At 73.5% G+C, this 18613-nt stretch carries 15 protein-coding genes and 1 riboswitch; of the genes, 3 read left to right on the top strand and 12 right to left on the bottom strand.

All coding sequences use genetic code 11. The features are described 5' to 3' along the window. Nucleotides 1-37: 37 nt before the first annotated feature. From ABD979_RS17005 to ABD979_RS16990, 4 genes are all read right to left on the bottom strand, one after another. Nucleotides 38-1327, bottom strand: coding sequence for a CDP-glycerol--glycerophosphate glycerophosphotransferase (locus ABD979_RS17005; RefSeq protein ID WP_345508700.1), 1290 nt, complete (start codon nucleotides 1325-1327; stop codon nucleotides 38-40). 50 nt (nucleotides 1328-1377) lie between these two features. Then, nucleotides 1378-2358 (bottom strand): glycosyltransferase family 2 protein, encoded by a 981-nt coding sequence (locus ABD979_RS17000; RefSeq protein ID WP_345508699.1) that lies wholly within the window; start codon nucleotides 2356-2358, stop codon nucleotides 1378-1380. 79 nt (nucleotides 2359-2437) lie between these two features. Beyond that, entirely contained in the window at nucleotides 2438-3604 is a 1167-nt protein-coding gene (locus ABD979_RS16995) for an acyl-CoA dehydrogenase family protein (RefSeq protein WP_345508698.1), read from the bottom strand. 78 nt (nucleotides 3605-3682) lie between these two features. Next, nucleotides 3683-5389, bottom strand: a complete 1707-nt coding sequence (locus ABD979_RS16990; protein WP_345508697.1) for an HNH endonuclease signature motif containing protein — start codon at nucleotides 5387-5389, stop codon at nucleotides 3683-3685. 174 nt (nucleotides 5390-5563) lie between these two features. Then, a riboswitch (SAM riboswitch) is annotated at nucleotides 5564-5683 on the top strand. 100 nt (nucleotides 5684-5783) lie between these two features. Here ABD979_RS16990 and ABD979_RS16985 point away from each other — a divergent pair. From ABD979_RS16985 to recQ, 3 genes are read left to right on the top strand one after another with little or no spacing between them, the layout of a single operon-like run. Next, nucleotides 5784-7100, top strand: coding sequence for a bifunctional o-acetylhomoserine/o-acetylserine sulfhydrylase (locus ABD979_RS16985; RefSeq protein ID WP_345508696.1), 1317 nt, complete (start codon nucleotides 5784-5786; stop codon nucleotides 7098-7100). 28 nt (nucleotides 7101-7128) lie between these two features. Then, nucleotides 7129-8187: an LD-carboxypeptidase gene (locus ABD979_RS16980; RefSeq protein ID WP_345508695.1), complete on the top strand. Its 1059-nt coding sequence runs from the start codon at nucleotides 7129-7131 to the stop codon at nucleotides 8185-8187. Between the two features lie 37 nt (nucleotides 8188-8224). Continuing rightward, nucleotides 8225-10114 carry a DNA helicase RecQ gene (recQ, locus tag ABD979_RS16975; protein WP_345508694.1) on the top strand — a complete coding sequence of 630 codons (1890 nt, stop codon included), beginning with the start codon at nucleotides 8225-8227 and terminating at the stop codon, nucleotides 10112-10114. A gap of 23 nt (nucleotides 10115-10137) precedes the next feature. Here recQ and ABD979_RS16970 read toward each other — a convergent pair whose 3' ends face one another. From ABD979_RS16970 to ABD979_RS16935, 8 genes are read right to left on the bottom strand one after another with little or no spacing between them, the layout of a single operon-like run. Next, the gene (locus ABD979_RS16970; RefSeq protein WP_345508693.1) at nucleotides 10138-10422 is read right to left on the bottom strand and encodes a hypothetical protein; all 285 of its coding nucleotides are present in this window, start codon (nucleotides 10420-10422) and stop codon (nucleotides 10138-10140) included. Next, a complete protein-coding gene (locus ABD979_RS16965; protein ID WP_345508692.1) occupies nucleotides 10419-12311 on the bottom strand; it encodes a Na+/H+ antiporter in 1893 nt (630 codons plus the stop codon). Before ABD979_RS16965 ends, ABD979_RS16970 begins: the two co-directional genes overlap by 4 nt. Nucleotides 12312-12333: 22 nt before the next feature. Then, the gene (locus tag ABD979_RS16960) at nucleotides 12334-13515 is read right to left on the bottom strand and encodes a DegT/DnrJ/EryC1/StrS family aminotransferase (protein ID WP_345508691.1); all 1182 of its coding nucleotides are present in this window, start codon (nucleotides 13513-13515) and stop codon (nucleotides 12334-12336) included. After that, nucleotides 13512-14663 (bottom strand): SDR family NAD(P)-dependent oxidoreductase, encoded by a 1152-nt coding sequence (locus ABD979_RS16955; protein ID WP_345508690.1) that lies wholly within the window; start codon nucleotides 14661-14663, stop codon nucleotides 13512-13514. Before ABD979_RS16955 ends, ABD979_RS16960 begins: the two co-directional genes overlap by 4 nt. After that, the gene (locus ABD979_RS16950; protein ID WP_345508689.1) at nucleotides 14660-15715 is read right to left on the bottom strand and encodes a nucleotidyltransferase family protein; all 1056 of its coding nucleotides are present in this window, start codon (nucleotides 15713-15715) and stop codon (nucleotides 14660-14662) included. The genes ABD979_RS16955 and ABD979_RS16950 overlap by 4 nt, the downstream gene beginning before the upstream one ends. Further along, on the bottom strand, nucleotides 15712-16890 hold the full coding sequence (gene neuC, locus ABD979_RS16945; RefSeq protein ID WP_345508688.1) for a UDP-N-acetylglucosamine 2-epimerase: 1179 nt from the start codon (nucleotides 16888-16890) through the stop codon (nucleotides 15712-15714). Before neuC ends, ABD979_RS16950 begins: the two co-directional genes overlap by 4 nt. A gap of 10 nt (nucleotides 16891-16900) precedes the next feature. Then, the gene (locus ABD979_RS16940; protein WP_345508687.1) at nucleotides 16901-17959 is read right to left on the bottom strand and encodes an N-acetylneuraminate synthase family protein; all 1059 of its coding nucleotides are present in this window, start codon (nucleotides 17957-17959) and stop codon (nucleotides 16901-16903) included. Next, entirely contained in the window at nucleotides 17956-18609 is a 654-nt protein-coding gene (locus tag ABD979_RS16935; RefSeq protein ID WP_345508686.1) for a NeuD/PglB/VioB family sugar acetyltransferase, read from the bottom strand. Before ABD979_RS16935 ends, ABD979_RS16940 begins: the two co-directional genes overlap by 4 nt. Nucleotides 18610-18613 lie beyond the last annotated feature (4 nt).

Raw genomic sequence — 18613 nt, 5'->3', positions numbered from 1 at the left:
ACCGGGCGGGGGTCCCCGGCCCGGTCCTCGCCGAAGTCTAGGGGTGTGTGCCGGGAGCCGCGTCCGCGGCAGGCGCGGAGGGCGGCGCGTCGGCCGGCGCGTCGGCTTGGGCGGGCGCCCCGACGCGCGACTCGATGAGGTCGGTCGAGGCGCGCACGAAGCGCGCCGTCGCCGCCCCGGGCGTCGTGTCGCCGAAGTAGTGGCGCACGACGTCGGCCCGGGCCTCGTCGGGGGCCGACATGGTGTCGTCGAGCACGCCGACGATGTCGCGCGCCTGCGCCGCCGTCACCATCGGCACGCTCGTCGTGAGCCGGGTGGGCTCGACCTCGGCCCGCGGGTCGGCCGGCTGGGTGAGCACGAGCGGCTTGCCCGTGGCCAGCCAGTCGAGCGCCACGGCGGAGACGTCGGTGACGCACGTGTCGAGGCGGGCCAGGTGCCAGCCGAACGACGTGTCGACGTCGACGAGGTGCTGGGCGGTCGGGTCCGCGTGGTTCGCCTCCGCGACGAGCCGGGCGAGGTGCGTCGAGGCGAGACCGTATGCCGGGTCGAAGGCTCCCGAGCGCGGGTGCGGTCGGTAGACCACGCGGAAGCGCGGGTCGGCGAGCAGGCCGGTCAGCAGCGCGGCGCCGTGGCTGGCGATGGAGCCGTAGGCCATGCTCGGCCGGTCGCCCTCCCACGTCGGCGCGTAGAGCACGGTGGTGCGGCCGTCGTCGGGCAGCGCGGGTGCCGGGTAGGTGGCGTCGGCCTGGGGGCGGCCGATCTCGACGGCGCGCCGGGCGACGTCGAACTCCACGAGGGCGCCCTCGAGGCGGGCCGCGGCGGCCGGGCCGGCGATGAAGACGCGGTCGTAGGCCTTGAGCTGGTTGCTCGCCATGTACGACTTGTCGCTCTCGCCGTGGCTGACGAAGACGTGGGCCGGGCGGGCGAAGCGCATCATCTGGAAGTTGCGCAGGTTCTGGTTGACGTAGAGCACGAGACCGATGTCGTGGTGCTCCATGAACGACTCGACGTCGGTGATCCGCGGGGCGTGCAGCACCGGGAGGGGGCACTCGTCGAGCAGCACGTTCGTCGTCTCGGGCATCCGGGAGAGCACGACGACGGGCTGGGTGCGGGCCAGCTCCTGGAGCGGCGCGTACCACTGCCGGATCTGGTAGAGGTTGACCGGGTCGTCGGAGAAGTAGACGGCGCAGCGGAAGCGGGTGTCGTCGCCGCCGGAGGGCCGGCCGGGGACGGCGTGCTCGAGGCGTCCGGCCAGCTCGCGCTTGGCCAGCTGGCGCCGGACGGTGTTCCGGACGAGCTGGACCGCCAGCTTCGCGTTGTCGAGCAAGGTCGTGCCTTCCGTACGTTCGGGCGTGCTGTCGTGGGGTCGTGGTGCGGTCAGCGCTGGAGCCGGCTCGGGCTGGTGAGGAACCCGACGCCCCACGACCAGTGCATCGTGGCGAGCACGAGCGGGGTGGCGGCTCGGGTGGCGGGCGACTCGCCACGGCTGATGGCCAGGCCGCCCGCGGCCACGCCGGCGGCATACGCGGCCGGAACCGCCCAGGCGGGGTGCCAGAAGAAGCCGATCACGGCTGCGGCCGTCGTGACGCCCACCATCGTGGGCGGCGCGAGGTAGCGCGGGTTGATGGTGCCCTCGTGGTGGCGGGCGACGACCCGGCGCCAGCGGCCGTAGTGGAAGTACTGCCGGGCCAGGGCCTTGACGGAGGCGCGGGGGCGGTAGGTCACCTTGAGCGCGGGGGTGAACCACACGGTGCCGCCGGTCTCACGGATGCGGTGGTTCATCTCCCAGTCCTGGGCCCGGGCGAAGTGCGGGTCGTAGCCACCGACCCGCTCGAGGGCCGCGCGCCGGAAGACGCCGAGGTAGACGGTGTCGGCCTCGCCGGCCTCCCCGCCGGTGTGGAACCGGGCCGACCCGACGCCGAGGGGGCTGCGCATGGCGCACGCCACGGCGCGCTCGAAGTCGGTGGTGCCGCGCGCGTCCATGATGCCGCCGACGTTGTCGGCGCCCACGCGGAGCAGCTCGGCGACCGCGACGCTGATGTAGTCGTCGGGGATCTCCGCGTGGCCGTCGACGCGGACGATGACCTCGCCCGTCGCGGCCCCGATCGCCGCGTTGAGCCCGTCCGGCGTGCGGCCCGACGGATTCGGCACGAGGCGCACGCGCGGGTCGGCGGCGGCGACGGCGGCCGCCACCTCGTCGGTGCGGTCGGTCGACGGGCCGAGCGCGAGGACGACCTCGAGCGGACCGCTGTAGTCCTGCGCGAGGATCATCGCCACGGCGTCACGCAGGTGCCGCTCCTCGTTCAGCAGGGGCATGATGACGCTGACCGCCGGCCGGGGGTCAGGGGTCGGGTCCACTCTGGGGTCCTGTCGTGGGGTGTGGGGTCGGGGCAAGGCGGCGCCAGCCTACTTGAGGGGTCGGCGGCGGGCCCCGACGTCAGCCCTTGAGCAGCTGGCGCGCCATGACGATGCGCTGGACCTGGTTGGTGCCCTCGTAGATCTGGGTGATCTTCGCGTCGCGCATCATCCGCTCGAGCGGGAAGTCGCGGGTGTAGCCCGCACCGCCCAACAGCTGCACGGCGTCCGTCGTGATCTTCATGGCGGCGTCGGAGGCGAAGCACTTGGCCGCGGCACCGAAGAACGCGAGGTCCTTGTCGCCGCGCTCGGACTTCGCAGCCGCGACGTAGACCATCTGGCGGGCGGCCTCGAGCTCCATCGCCATGTCGGCGAGCATGAACTGCAGGCCCTGGAAGTCAGCGATGCGCTTGCCGAACTGCTTGCGCTCCTTGACGTAGGCCACGGCCTGGTCGAGCGCGCCCTGGGCGATGCCGACGGCCTGCGCGCCGATGGTGACGCGGGTGTGGTCGAGGGTGCGCAGGGCGATCTTGAGCCCGTCGCCGACCTGGCCGACGACGCGGTCACCCGGGATGCGCACGTTGTCGAAGTGCAGCTCGCGGGTCGGGCTGCCCTTGATGCCGAGCTTGCGCTCCTTCTCGCCGAAGGTGAAGCCCTCGTCGGACTTCTCGAGGACGAAGGCCGTGACGTTGCCGCCGCGGGGACCGTCGGGGTCGGTCACGGCCAGCACCGTGTAGTACTCGGAGACGCCGGCGTTGGTGATCCAGGACTTCTGGCCCGAGATGACCCAGTCGTCGCCGTCCCGGCGTGCGCGGCACCGCATCGAGGCAGTGTCGGAGCCGGCCTCGCGCTCGGACAGGCCGTAGGAGAACGTCGTCTCGCCCTTGGCCAGGGGCGGGAGGTAGCGCGCCTTCACGGCGTCGTCACCGTCGAGGATGATCGGGAGCGAGCCGAGCTTGTTCACGGCGGGGATGAGCGAGGCGGACGCGTCGACCCGGGCGACCTCCTCGATGACGATGCACGTCGCGAGGGCGTCGGCGCCCACGCCGTCGTACTCCTCGGGCACGTGGGGGGCGAAGAAGTCCGAGGCGACGAGGGCGTCGTGCGCCTCCTGCGGGTAGCGCGCCTCCTCGTCGACGGCGGCCGCGTAGGGCGCGATCTTGTCCTCGGCGACCGCGCGGACGGCCTCCCTCAGGGCCTCGTGGTCCTCGCTGGTCCGGAACAGGTCGAAGTCGGCATTCGTGCTCACGAACGACGATCCTACTCGCGAGTTCGGTTTACTAGGACGTCCTCGTGATCGACGCCACGTGCCGGACTGGGGTCCTGCTCAGAAGGGCGGCGGGATCGACGGCGGCAGGCCTGTCGGCGGGATCCCTACGCCCGAGCGCCAGTTCTTGGGCCGCGTCAGGTAGGTGCGGCCGGTGAGCGTGGTCCACTCGACGGTGCCGGGCCGGCCACCGGGCACCGGGCGCGAGGTCCAGACGCCTGCGGTCTTGAGGTTGTGGTGGTGGCGGTGCTTGCTGACGAGGTTGCCGATCGCCGTGGGTCCTGCGGGATAGGGCACCTCGTGGTCGGTGTCGCACCGGTCGGCGAGCACCTCGCAGCCGGGGGCGCGGCAGGTGCCGTCGACGGCTCGGACGTGCGCGACCATGGCCGCGGTCGGCCGGTAGCCCGCCGTGGGCCGGCCCAGGGCCTCACCGGTGCGGACGTCGACGGGAAGCGTGTGCCAGACCGATCCGGGCCTCGTGATGATGGCGCGGGCGTGCTCGGCGGTCACCCAGCCGTGCCCTGGCAGCTCGCAGGGCGCGTCGGACAGCCCGACCGCCACCTCGAACGGCACGACGATCCACGCGCGCGCCGGCGCCTCACCGCTCCGTCCGTCTGGTTCGCCGACCGTCGCGGACCCCCGCGGATCGCCGCTGGCAGAGCCCTCCCGCGGATCGCCGCTGGCAGAGCCCTCCCGCGGATCGCCGTTCGGTGCGTCGGGAGCACCGCAGCCGGGGCAGGGGGCGCCGTTCCGCGCGGCGCCGAGGTGGCCGCGCAGCAGGGCCTCGGCCATGAGGTCGCAGCGCAGCTGGTCGAGCGTTCGCGGATCCCCGGCGGCCCGTAGGGTGCGGGCGGCCGCGTCGAGCCGGTCGAGGATCGCCGCGATCGTCGCGGCATCGGTCGTCATCGTCAGGCACCCCATGCCGTCCGCGACCATCCGGCAGTACACGCCGCGGCGCACCCGCGCCCGGCTGCGCCGCTCGGCCGCACCCAGCTCGTCGACCGCGGCGACCGCTCGCCTCAGCCGCGAGGTGAAGGTGCGCTGCGAGAGCGGCAGGCCGTCGCGCGTCGGCGCCAGCACCGACTCCTCGACGGTCGCCACGTCGGCATCCGACAGGCAGGCGGTCTCGGAGACGACCTGCAGGGCGCGCTGCAGGGTGATCGCCCCGTCGCGAAGGGCCCGCAGGACCAGTCGGTGACGCCGCGGGGACGTCGCCAGGGCCAGCCGGTGGGCCACCTCCCCGGGGCCCACCCCGGTCGCGAGCGCGATCTCCTCACCGACGACACGGTCGGTCGACACCGCCCCCGCCAGTCGTGACGGTGCGCCGGCCGGCAACGCCTCGATCTGCTGCGCCTCGATGCTGTGCAGCGTGCCGTAGGCGGCGAGCAGGTCGGCCTCGACGCGCGCCTTGGCCCGCTCGAGCGCCTCGATCTCGGCGAGCACGTCCTCACCCGCCCTCGCCAGGGCGTCGAGACGCTCGGCCGAGCGCAGCCGCTCGTCACGGGTGGCCTGGTCGGCGTCGCCCGGCCGAACACCTGCCCCAGCGAGCGAGCCGGGGCGAGCGTCAGCGCTCGAACCATCGGGAGCCTCCGCGATCGACCCGACGCGCACCGGTGCGCCCGATCCGGCCTGCGCCTCCGGGCCCGGGCCGACTCCCCCGCCGTCGCGGCCGTCGGAGTCGGGGCTGACGCGCCACAGCCGAAGTCCGAAGGCGCCGAGGACCGCTGGGCGTCCCGCATCGCTCGGCGACGTCGTCAGGTACGGCACGAGCCCCTCCTCCCCACCTGCGTCGACGGCGCCTCCCCCAGCGCCCGTCGAGCTCCTCCCCTGCCCTCAATTAGAACAGGTGTTCGAACACCTCGTCAACCTCCAGTCCTGCCGGCGTCCACGATGAGGACACCTCCTCCCGACAGGTGGACACGAGTTCGTACACTCACGGCAGGTCATGAGCGCCAGCGACAAGCCCCGGCTCGCTGGCCGGCAACCCTCCAACCGCGGTGGGGTGCCCCGGGTGAAGACCTGGCCCGTCGACGCCACCCGGCGCTCGGGCAAGCGCGGAGAGCTCCTCTCCCGCACCGACCCGTCGGTGCGACGGGCCCGGGTCGTCACGACGATCCCGAGCCCCGGTCATCGACACGACCCAGGAAGAGCAGGACGACCGATGACCGAGCCCCACTGGTCCTTCGAGACCAAGCAGATCCACGCCGGACAGAGCGCCGACACCGCGACAGGCGCCCGAGCGCTCCCGATCTACCAGACGACGAGCTACGTCTTCAACGACACCGAGCATGCGGCGAACCTCTTCGGGCTCAAGGAGTTCGGCAACATCTACACCCGCCTGATGAACCCGACGACCGACGTCGTCGAGCAGCGCATCGCGGCCCTCGAGGGCGGCGTGGGCGCGCTCCTCGTCGCGTCGGGCCAGGCCGCCGAGACCCTCGCCGTGCTCAACATCGCCGAGGCCGGTGACCACGTCGTCGCCTCGCCGAGCCTCTACGGCGGCACCTACAACCTCTTCAAGCACACCCTGCCGAAGTTCGGCATCGAGGTCGGCTTCGTCGAGGACCCCACCTCGATCGAGTCGTGGCGGGCCGCGATCCGGCCGAACACGAAGCTCCTCTTCGGCGAGACCATCGCCAACCCGAAGAGCGAGATCCTCGACATCGAGGCGGTGGCCGCCGTCGCCCACGAGCACGGCGTGCCCCTCGTCGTCGACAACACCGTCGCGACGCCCTACCTCATCCGCCCCATCGAGTGGGGCGCCGACGTCGTCGTGCACTCGGCCACGAAGTACCTCGGTGGCCACGGCACGTCGATCGCCGGGGTCATCGTCGACTCAGGCAACTTCGACTTCGCCGCCGACCCGGAGAAGTTCCCGAACTACAACACCCCCGAGGAGAGCTACCACGGCCTCGTCTTCGCCCGGGACCTCGGCGTGGGCAGCCCGCTCGGCGCCAACCTCGCCTTCATCCTCAAGGCCCGCGTGCAGCTGCTGCGCGACCTCGGCCCCGCGGCGTCGCCGTTCAACGCCTTCCTCATCGCCCAGGGCATCGAGACGCTGTCGCTGCGCATCGAGCGGCACATCGAGAACGCGCACCAGGTCGCCGCGTTCCTCCAGGGTCACGACCAGGTGGAGCGCGTCGTGTGGGCGTCCTTGCCCGACAGCCCTTCCCACGCTCTTGCCGAGAAGTACACCCCTCGTGGCGCGGGTGCCGTGCTGTCCTTCGAGATCGCGGGCGGGCTCGAGGCGGGCAAGAAGTTCGTCGAGGCCCTGACGCTGCACAGCCACGTCGCGAACATCGGCGACGTGCGCTCGCTCGTCATCCACCCGGCCTCCACGACGCACTCGCAGGGCCCCGACGCGGACCGCCTCGCCGCGGGCGTCACCCCCGGCCTCGTGCGCCTCTCGGTCGGCATCGAGCACATCGACGACATCCTCGCCGACCTCGAGCAGGGTTTCACCGCCGCCAAGGTGTGACCCCGAAACCGGGGTGAGACGGATCGGCATGGCTGGCACGATGGCGGCCATGCCGATCCGCTACCCCGCCCCGCTCCGTCCCGGCGACCGCATCGGCGTCACGTCGCCGAGCTCGGGCGTCGGCGACGCCCTCTGGGGTCGGTTCACGTATGCCGTCACGTGCCTGCGCGACCGCGGCTTCGAGGTCGTGGTCGGCGAGCTCAACCACGCGCCCTCCCACGTCAGCGGGCCGCGCGAGGCGCGCGCCGCCGAGCTCACGGGCATGCTCCTCGACCCGACGATCCGCGCGGTCGTGCCGCCGTGGGGCGGCGAGACCGGCATCGACCTGCTCGACCTGCTCGACCTCGACGCCGTCGCGGCGGCCGAGCCCACCTGGTGCGTCGGGTTCTCCGACACCTCGACGTGGCTGACCCCGCTCACCCTGGCGACGGGCATCGCGACGATCCACGGGCAGAACCTCATGGACACCCCGTATGCCGTGCCGGACGGCATCCTCCACTGGGTCGACGTCGCGAGCGCCCCCGCCGGCAGCGAGCTGCGCCAGCACTCCCCCGGCCGGCACCGCTCGGGCGGCTGGGACGACTACGCGAGCGACCCCACGGTCACGGAGATGACGCTCGACGGCCGAGGCACGTGGACCCGCATCGACCCCGGCCACGTGGGTGAGCCGGTGACGTTGACGGGACGCCTCGTCGGCGGCTGCGTCGAGACGGTCTCCTTCCTCGCCGGCGGGGCCTTCGGCGACGCGAACGCCTTTGCGGCGCAGCACGCCCCGGAGGGCCTGCTCGTCCTGCTCGACATCTGCGAGTGGAGCTCCTACGACATCTGCCGTGCGCTGCACGCCATGCGGCTGCACGGCTTCTTCGAGGCGGCGAACGGCGTCCTCGTGTCACGGACGAGCGCGCCCGAGCCCCACGGCTTCACCCAGCACGCCGCCGTCGTCGACGCGCTGGGTGTGCTCGGCGTGCCGATCCTCGCCGACGTCGAGTGCGGGCACGTCGCGCCCTACCTCGCGCTCGTGCAGGGCGCCACGACGACGGTCGTCCACGACGGCGAGACCCACACGATCACCCAGCGACTCGACTGACGGACCGGTCGGCGGCGCCGGGTACGCTCGCCGGGTCATGGACGAGCACCTGGAGGGGTCCGAGCCCCAGCACGAGGACGCGGCGGCCTGCGTCCTGCACGACGTCTTCGGCTTCGGCTCGTTCCGGGGCGCGCAGCGCGAGATCGTCGACCGCGTCGTGGCCGGCCACGACACCGTGGTGCTCATGCCCACCGGTGGCGGCAAGTCGCTCTGCTACCAGCTGCCCGCGCTCGTGCGGCCCGGCGTGGCCGTCGTCGTCTCGCCGCTCATCGCCCTCATGCACGACCAGGTCGAGGCGCTGCGGCTGCTCGGGGTGCGCGCGGCCTTCTGGAACTCCACCTCGTCGGCCGAGGAGTCGGACGCCGTGCGACGGGACGTGCGCGACGGCACCATCGACCTGCTCTACGTCGCCCCCGAGCGCCTGCTCATGCCCTCGTTCCTGCGGCTGCTCGACGACGCGGCCGCCGGCGCCGGCATCGCCCTGTTCGCCATCGACGAGGCGCACTGCGTGTCGCAGTGGGGCCACGACTTCCGGCCGGAGTACCTCCGCATCGCGGAGGTCACCGCGCGGTTCCCGGGCGTGCCCCGGATCGCGCTGACCGCCACGGCCGACGCGCTGACGCGCCGCGAGATCCACGAGCGGCTGCGCCTCGACGGCGCCGCCGAGTTCGTCTCCAGCTTCGACCGTCCGAACATCCGCTACGTCGTCGAGGAGAAGAGCGACGCACGCGCCCAGCTGCTGCGCTTCCTCGAGCAGGGCAACGACGGCGGCACCTTCCGCGGCAGCGCCGGGATCGTCTACTGCCAGTCGCGCAAGCGCACCGACGAGATCTCGACCTTCCTGCGCCAGAAAGGTTTCGACGCCATCGCCTACCACGCCGGGCTGCCGAGCGAGGCGCGGTCGGCCGCGCAGCAGCGCTTCCGGCGCGACGAGGGCGTCGTCGTCGTGGCCACCATCGCCTTCGGGATGGGCATCGACAAGCCTGACGTGCGCTTCGTCGCGCACGTCGACCTCCCGAAGAGCCTCGAGGGCTACTACCAGGAGACCGGTCGGGCCGGCCGCGACGGCGAGCCGGCGGTCGCGTGGATGGCGTACGGCCTCGCCGACGTCGTGCAGCAGCGGTCGTTCATCCGGCAGTCCGACGGCGGTCCCGAGCACCAGCGGGTCGACTCGATGAAGCTCGACGCCATGCTCGGCTACGCCGAGGCCGCCACGTGCCGCCGGCGCCTGCTGCTCGCGTACTTCGACGAGGAGTCCGGCCCGTGCGGCAACTGCGACACGTGCCTCGAGCCGCCGCAGCTGTGGGACGCCACCGTGCCGGCGCAGAAGGTGCTCTCGGCCGTGGTCCGTACCGGCCAGCGCTTCGGCGCCGGGCACGTCATCGACGTCCTGCTCGGCAAGCGCACCGACAAGGTCGCGAGCTGGGAGCACGACCGGCTGCCGACCTTCGGGGTGGGCAGCGACCTGCCCGAACGCGAGTGGCGCTCCGTCATCCGCCAGCTCGTCGCGCGCTCGGTGCTCTCCCCCGACCCGGGGCGCATGGGCGCCCTCACCATCACGGAGGCGGCGCGGCCGATCCTCGACGGCGTGGAGACGGTGGAGCTCCGCCGTCTCTCGGCGGCGCCCGCCCGCAACCGTTCGTCCTCGCGCTCTCGCTCAGGAGGCAGCGCGGCGGGCAGCGCGGGCGACGGCGCGAGCAGCGCCGACCGGGCGCTCTTCGAGCTCCTGCGCGCCGAGCGGCGCTCGATCGCCGACGCCGAGGGCGTGCCGGCCTACGTCGTGCTTCCGGACCGCACCCTGTGGGAGCTCGTCCACGCCCGACCCGGCAGCCAGGCCGAGCTGCTCACGGTCAACGGCATCGGGCCGGTCAAGGCGGAGAAGTACGGCGCCGCCTTCCTCGCCCTGCTCGCGGACCGCGCGGACTGACCGACCCGCGTCGGCGCCCGCCCTCAGCCCTGGAGGTTGCCGACCGCGAAGGTGACCGGCACGGTGGCGACGACGAGCAGCGCCCCCGCGACGCTGGGACCGATGCCCCGCTCGCCGCCGCTCGCACGACGCTCCCGCGCACCCCGCTGGAGCAGGACGAGCGCGACGGCCTCGAGGGGGACGGCCAGGAGCCAGGACCACCTCGGCACGGCGATCGCTCCCCACGTGAAGAGCGCGGCGACGAGCAGCGCGACCGTGCGCAGGAGGAACAGCTGGACCTGCAGGCGGGTCTCGATCGCGGCGTTCACCCCACGACCTCGTCGACGAAGCACCAGCGCCACGACTCGCCCGGCTCGATCGAGCGCATGACCGGGTGCTGCGACTCGTGGAAGTGCGCGGTCGCGTGCTTCCACTCGGAGGAGTCGCAGCAGCCGACGTGCCCGCACTGGAGGCAGAGGCGCAGGTGCACCCAGGTCGTGCCGTCGCGCAGGCACTCCTCGCAGCCCTCCGGGGTGCGCGCGGGCAGGCAGGCCTCGGTGTGCTGGAGGTGCTCGCAGGGAGCCTCGATCGTGTCCACGGGCAACATCTCACTCTCTGCCAGGCGGCTCTCCTGGTCGTCGTAGCGGTCGAGCATGGTCTCCTCGAGGTCGAGCGCGCTGAGCACGACCCGGAGCACCGCGTGGTCGGCGCGCCCCTCGTCCCGCAGGCGCAGCACCTCGGTGCGCTCGGCCTGCAGCATCTGCATGCGGGCCCGCCGGTAGCGTGCGCTCGGGGTGTCGTCCGCGTCGCCGCTCTGCGGGCCGAGGCGCTCCCACATGTGGTTGAGGCGGTCCTCGGACCGCGACCGCAGCATCTCGCGCGTCGCGTCGTCGACGTCGGCCGCCTCGAGCACGTCGAGGCCGGCCCGCGTCGCCGCCTGCAACACCGTCGCGGCCTGCAGCGCGTCCTCGCGCGGGTCGGGCCCGCGCACCCCGAGCCGGCGCGCGAGGCCGGGCAGGGTCGTGCCCTGGATGAGCAGGGTGCCCACGACGACGACGACGGCGATGAGGACGAGCACGTCGCGGTGCGGGTTCTGCGGGCTCGTCGGGGGCAGCAGCAGGACGGCCGCGAGGGTCACCACGCCGCGCATGCCGGCCCACGAGAGCACGACGGTGTGGGTCCACGGCGCCTGCGCCTCGTTGCGCAGCACGTGCGTGCTGACCCACCGGAAGGGCACGACCCAGAGCGGGCGCAGCACGAGCACGGCGACGAGGGTGCCCACGGCCGCGAGCGTGATCTGCCCGACCGACAGGGTCGAGGCCCGCGCGCTGTCGACGACGTAGAACACCTGCAGGCCGATGAGGAGGAAGACCGCGTTCTCGAGGAGGAACTGGATGGAGGTCCAGTTGATCCGCTCGCTGAGGCGGGAGGCACCCGACTGCGTGCGCGGCGACTTGTGGCCGAGCACGAGCCCGGCCGTCACGACGGCGATGACGCCCGAGGCGTGCAGCTCCTCGGCGGGCACGTAGGCCGCGAACGGCACCATGAAGGACAGCACGGTGTCGAAGGCGGGCTCGGTCGAGAAGTGCCGGCGCAGGACGGTGACGAGCAGCGCCACGGCGAAGCCGATCGCCGCGCCACCCACGGACGCCCACGCGAAGTCGAGCACGACGCCGCCGAAGCTGACGCCGCCGGCGGAGACCCCCGCGGCCAGTCCGGCCGCGGCGAGCGCCGTACGCAGGGAGACGAGGGCGGTCGCGTCGTTGAGGAGCGACTCCCCCTCGAGGATCGTGACGAGCCTGCGGGGCAGGCCGATCCGTCGGCCGACCGCGGTTGCGGCGACCGCGTCCGGCGGCGCGACGACGGCGCCGATGGCGAAGGCGAGCGCGAAGTCGATCCCCAGCACCCACCGGAGGAAGAGCGCGACCCCGAGGGCCGTGAAGAGCACGAGCCCGACCGACAGCCCGAGGATGACCCCCCGGTTGTTGCGGAAGTCGACGAGCGAGGTCTGGATCGCGGCGGCATACAGGAGCGGGGGCAGGATGCCGAGCAGCACGACCTCGGGGCTGAGGGCCACCTCGGGCACGAACGGGAGGTACGACCCGAGGATGCCCACGACGATGAGCACGAGCGGGGGCGGCAGGTCGAAGCGGTCGGCGAGCCACGACCCGCCGAGGACGGTGGCCGCGATCGCGAGCAGCCCGATGGCGATCTCCACGACGCCATCCTGCCCTACGCGCTCAGGCGAAGAACCCCCGCACCGCGTCGACGACGCGCTGCTGGTCCGCGTCGGTGAGGTCGGTCGCGCACGGGAGCGAGACACCGCGTGAGAAGAGCCCGTCGCCGACGGTCCCACCGAGCACCGGCGCCGTGAGGAACGGCGGCTGCGCGTGCAGCGGGCGCCACAGGGCACGGGCCCCCACGCCGACGTCGCCGACGTGCGCGAGCAGCTCGTCGCGGCCCCGGCCGTCCGTCTCGGGCACGAGGACGGAGTAGAGCCAGTACGTCGCGTCGAGCCCCGCGACGCGCGGCGGGCGCACGAGGGGCAGGTCGGCGAACGCCTCGTCGTAGCGCGCGGCGATGCGGTGCTTGGCCGCGACGAACTCGTCGAGCCGCTCGAGCTGGGCGAGGCCGAGGCCGGCGGCGAGGTTGGTGAGGCGGTAGTTGTAGCCGACCTCGTCGTGCAGGTAGCCGACGTCGGGCACCTTGGCCTGCGTCGTCAGGTGGCGGGCACGCGCGGCGAGGTCGTCGTCGTCGGTGACGATCATGCCGCCGCCGCCGGTGGTCGCGATCTTGTTGCCGTTGAAGGAGAAGCAGCCGATGCGGCCGACGGTGCCCGTGTGTCGACCGGCGTAGCGACCACCGGTCCACGTGGCGCCGAGAGACTCGGCGGCGTCCTCGAGCACGGGTATGCCGTGCCGGTCGCAGGCGTCCATGAGCGGTTCCATGTCCGCGGGCTGACCGAGCACGTGGACGACCTCGACGACCCTCGGCTGGGCCTCCCCCGCCACCGCGCGCCGGTCGAGCTCGGCCGCGAGCAGGACCGGGTCGAGGTTCCACGTCGTCGTCTCGGCGTCGACGAGCACGGGCCGGGCACCGCAGTAGGCGATCGGGTTGACCGACCCGACGAAGGTGAAGTCCGAGCAGAACACGTCGTCGTCGCGGCCCACGCCGAGCAGCAGCAGACCGACGTGGATGGCCGCGGTGCCGGTCGAGCAGGCGATCGCGTGCCTCGAGCCCACCCGTTCGGCGAAGCGCCGCTCGAACTCCGAGACGAAGGGTCCGACCGACGAGACGAAACCGGACTCGACGGCCTCGAGCACGTAGCGCCGCTCCAGATCACCGATGTTGGGCACGGCGAGCGGGATCGTGCCCGCGGGCCCGCGGGCCCCGGGCGCGTGGGCCTCCCCGGCCGCGGTCACCGGTGGTACCGCCCGGCGGTCTCGGGGTCGACGCGCGGACGGAGCCACTCGGCGGTGGCCGCGAGGCCGTCCTCGAGCGACACCGTCGGCGCCCAGCCGAGCACCTCGTTCGCGCGGGACGGGTCGGAGAGCAGGATCTGCACCTCGGAGCCCTCGGGCCGGATGCGGTCGCTCTCGGTGACGATCGCCGCGTCACTGCCGGTGACCTTGCGGCACAGTTCGACCACGTCGCCGACCGAGACGGTGCGACCCGTGCCGAGCTGGATCGTCGTGCCCGGGGCGACGTCCGCCAGCGCCGCGCGGACGAACCCGTCGGCCGTGTCGGCGACGAACGTGAAGTCGCGCTTCGGCGAGAGGTCACCGAGCCGCAGCTGGCTCGCCCCGGCGAGCAGCTGCGAGAGCACCGTCGGGATGACGGCCCGCGTCGACTGCCGGGGGCCGAAGGTGTTGAACGGGCGCAGCGTCGTCACGGGCGTCTCGAACGACAGCGCGTACGACTCGCACATCTTGTCGGCCGAGATCTTCGTCGCGGAGTAGGGCGACTGGCCGCGCAGCGGGTGCGCCTCGGTGATCGGCACCTCCTCCGGCGTGCCGTAGACCTCCGACGTCGACGTGTTGACCATCCGCGGCGTCCCGTGACGGCGCACGGCCTCGAGCACGTTGAGGGTGCCGATGACGTTCGTCTCGACGTAGGAGCGGGGAGCCACGTAGGAGAAGGGGATCGCGATGAGCGCGGCGAGGTGGAGCACGACGTCGACGCCCTCGGTCGAGGCCATGACGTGCTCGGGGTCGCGGATGTCGCCGAGCACCACCTCGGCCTGGCCGTCCCGCACGGCCGCGCGGAAGGCGTCGGACTCGTCGAGCCAGCCCGTCGAGCCGTTCGAGTTGTAGAGGCAGAAGGCCTTGACCCGCGCGCCGTCGGCGAGCAGCCGCTCCACGACGTGCGAGCCGATGAAGCCGTCGGAGCCGGTGACGAGCACGGTCTGCCCGGCGACCGAACCCTCGACCGGACGTGCGGTGATCTCGACCGGTCGGGTGTCGTCGCTGCTGGCGGGAAGTGTTGTCACAGTTGCCTTTTCGTCGTGGAGGTTTGCTCGTATGCCGTCGACCACGCTGGGTGGCCGGGCGTCGTCCCGCTCGTCGCTCATGCCTCTCCCTTCGCCCGGGCGAGGTCCTTCGGGGTGCCGACGTCGATCCAGTCGCTCTGGATGGGCCAGGCCGTCACGGGCTCGTCGCGCTCGAGGCAGGTCTCGACGAGACCGGGCATCGTGCTCGCACGCCCCGCGGGCAACCAGGCGAGCGCGCGGGGCTCGACGGCATACACGGCGGCGTTGATGTCGAAGCTCAGCGTCGGCTTCTCCGACACCCCGGTGACCCGGCCGCCCTCGCTCTCGACGACGCCGAAGGGCACCTCGTGCTGGTAGGTGCGCGTGCCGACCGTGACGGCGGCGCCCGACCGGCGGTGCGCCTCGAGCAGGTCGCTCGCGTCGAACTCGACCATGAGGTCGCCGTTCATGACGAGCACCGGGTCGGTGAGGTCGGGGCGCTCGTCGCGCAGCAGCGTCAGCGAGCCCGCGGTGCCGAGCGGACGGTCCGGGTCCTCCCGGAGGTAGCGCACCCGGCACCCCAGCCGCGAGCCGTCGCCGAGGTGCTCCTCGATCTGCTCCGCGAGGTAGTTGACGCTGACGTAGATCTCGCGGATGCCGTCACCGACGAGGCCGAGCACGATCCACTCGAGGATCGAACGGCCGGCCACGGTCATGAGCGGCTTCGGGGTGTCCTTCGTCAGCTCGCCGAGCCGGGTCCCGCGGCCGCCGGCCATGACGACGGCGACGTTGGGCAGGGGCGCGGCGCCGACGACGTCCGAGAGCGTGTGCAGCCCCACGAGCGTGCGGTCGTCGGCGAGCTCGGGCACGGCCGAGATGCGCAGGGCCTGCATGAGGTCGAGCACGAGCGCCCGCGGCGAGCCGGCGGCCACGAAGTGGGGCGAGCGCGTCGCGTGGTCGAGGGCGAGGTCGTCGAGGCTCGTGCCCTTGAGGAAGGCCCGGCGCAGGTCACCGTCGGTGAGCAGGCCGGCGAGCCGGTCGTCGTCGTCGACGAGGAGGCAGACGAGGTTGCCGCTGCGGTCGACGACCTCGAGGGCGTCACGGATCGTCGCGGTCGTCGGCGCGCACGCCGCGCGCAGGTCTCGCGCCGTCACCGCTCCTCCTCGCTCGTCCGGTCGACGAAGTGCTTCGCCCGCGGGGCCGACCCCGCCACCCGAACGATATCGAGGATGCGGAGGCTCGCCCCACCGGCGCCGTAGGGGTTGTCCGCGCCCGCGGACTGCTCCACCCACTGCGGGCTGACGGCGCGCCGCACGGCGGCCTCCACCGCGAACCTCCCCTCGTCCGCGTGCAGCACGTTGGCGCCGCGGAGCCGGCCGCGCTGGCGCTCGCCGACGTCGACGGCCGGCACGTGCAGGGTCGCGGCCTCGATGACGCCCGAGCTCGAGTTGCCGACGACGACGTCGGAGGCCGCGAGCACGCGCGGGTAGTCGCGGCCGAGCGCGGCGACGAGGCAGAGCCGCGGCTCGTCGGCCGCGAGGCTCGCGAGCGCCGCGAGGATCTCCTCGCGTCCCTCGTCCATGCCCGGGTGCGTGGCGATCACGGTGCCGCACACGGCGAGGGTGGCCTCCGCGGCCTCCCGGGCCCACCGGCCGACGGGAGCCCCGGGCTCGGCCGTGGGCGGGTGGTAGGTGAACAGCGCGAGCGGGTGCTCCACGCGCTCGACACCGAGCAGGTCGGCGAGGTCGGTGTCGTCGACCGCGGTGGCGGTCGCCAGCCGGTCGAGGCCCGGCGCACCGGTGACGTGGATGCGGTCGGCGGGCTCCCCGAGCTGGCGCAGCCGGGCCGCGGCGTCCGGGGAGGCCACGCAGTGCTGGTCGGCGAGCTTTGTCACGGCGTGGCGCACGCGCTCGTCGAGGGCGCCCTCGGTGACCTCGCCGCCGTGCAGGTGCACGACGGGCACGCCGAGCAGCACGGCCGGCGGCACGACGTAGAGCAGCTCCCAGCGGTCCCCGAGCACGACGAGCACGTCGACGTCGTCGCGCAGCGCCGTCCCGGACGCGCGGGCGAGCCGGGCGCTCTGCTCGAGCTGGGCGTCGACCGTCACCTCGGCCATCGGCTCGGCGAGCGGCACGACCGCCGCCCGCCACCGCTCCGGCGACACGCGGGCCGGCAGGGCCGCGACGAGGTCGTCGGCGGCATACATGACCCCCGTCAGCACGCGGAGGCGCACGTCAGGCGCGTCCTCGAGCGCCTCGAGCACCGGGGTGAGCGGCCCGAGGTCGGCCCGGGTGCCGACGAAGACGGCGACGGTGAGGCGGTCGCTCACGAGCGGCGTCTCAGCCCGCGAGGTCGGCGTCGGTGACGGGCGCACCGGCCGGCACGTCGCGGGACAGCGTGCGGCCGCGGATGTCGACGGCCGGGCTGATGCCGCCCTCGGGGCGCAGCAGCGAGAGGTCGGCGCCGTCGAGCACCGCCCCGGCGGCGAGGGCGCGGGCCGCGTGCCACGAGCGGCGCACGAGCACGGCGTTCTCCTCCTCCGAGGGCATGCGGACCTTGACGCCGTCGCCGAGGGCGACCGCCAGCTGCTTCGTCGCGGACACGTAGTCGGCGAGCGCGTCGGGCTCGAGGCTCGCCAGGTGGTCGGGACCGGGGAGCGTGCGGTCGCTCGTGAAGTGCTTCTCGAGGATCGGCGCCCCGAGCGCGACCGCACCGAGCGCCGTCGTCAGCCCGGGCGTGTGGTCCGACCAGCCGACCGGGATGCCGTGCAGCTCCGTGAGGCGCGGGATGACGCGCAGGTTGCACTCCTCGACGGGAGCCGGGTAGGCCGACACGCAGTGGAAGAGCACGAGGCCGGGGGCGTCCGCGCAGGCCTCGACCGCGGCCTCGACCTCGTCCTCGGTGCCCATGCCCGTCGAGACGAGCAGCACGACGCCGAGGCGCGACATCTCGCGCAGGTAGGGCAGGTTCGTCAGCTCGCCCGAGCTCACCTTGAGGGCGGGAAGGCCGAGCCCGACGAGCATCTCGGCGCTGTCGAGGTCGAAGGGCGTCGAGAGGAACGTCGTGCCCGCCTCGGTGGCGTGGTCGCGCAGCTCGACCCACGCCTCCTGCGGCAGCGTCAGCGCCTCGAGCAGGCTGCGCTGGTCGGCCGACCCCCCACGGTCGCGCTGGTAGGGCGTCGTCGCCGCCGCCGACGACACGAGCTTCTCGGGCGAGAACGTCTGGAACTTCACGGCATCCGCGCCCGAGGCAGCGGCGATGTCGACGAGCCGGTGGGCGAGGTCGACGTCGCCGTTGTGGTTCACCCCGGCCTCGGCGATGACGAAGACGTCGCCGGGTGACGGGACGAGGACGTCACCGATCGCGACGGGCGTGACGGCGTTGAGCGGGTCGATCACAGGGGGCCTCCGGGTCCACGGGTGACGGCTGGGACGCCGACGACGGTACGGCCGTCGGGCACGTGGCCGGTGACGACGGCGCCGGCACCGATCGTCGCGCCGGCGCCGACGCTGACGAGCGGCAGGATGCGGGCGCCGCTGCCGACGAGCGTGCCGGGGCCGACGGACGCCCCGCCGAGGAGCGTGGCCCCCGGCGCGACGTGGGCCCCGCCGCCGACGCGGCAGTCGTGCTCGACGACGGCGGCGGTGTTGACGACGACCGCGTCGCCGAGGCGGCTCGCCGGGCCGACGTGCGCGTGCTCGAGCACGACGGTGCCGGCACCGAGCACGGCCCGCGGCGACACCGTCGCGGTCGCGGCGACGACGGGCGGCACGGAGAGGCCGCCGGTGAGCAGCTCGTGCACGAGCCCCGACCGTGCGGCGTTCGCGCCGATGGCGACGACGGCGTGCAGACCACGCGCGCGGACGAGCTCGACGGCCTGCCGGTCGTCGGCGAGCACCTCGACGTGCCAGGGGATCTCGCCCTCGGCGACGGCTCCGGTGACGGCCACGACCTCACGCCCCAGACGCTCGAGCACGTCGACGACGGAGCGCGCGTGACCGCCGGCGCCGAGGACCACCCAGCCCACGCCGTCGACCCCGTCGGCCACGCGG

This window comes from Terrabacter aeriphilus (assembly GCF_039542985.1).
Lineage (GTDB): Bacteria > Actinomycetota > Actinomycetes > Actinomycetales > Dermatophilaceae > Terrabacter > Terrabacter aeriphilus.
This window is presented reverse-complemented; position numbering and strand designations above follow the sequence as displayed.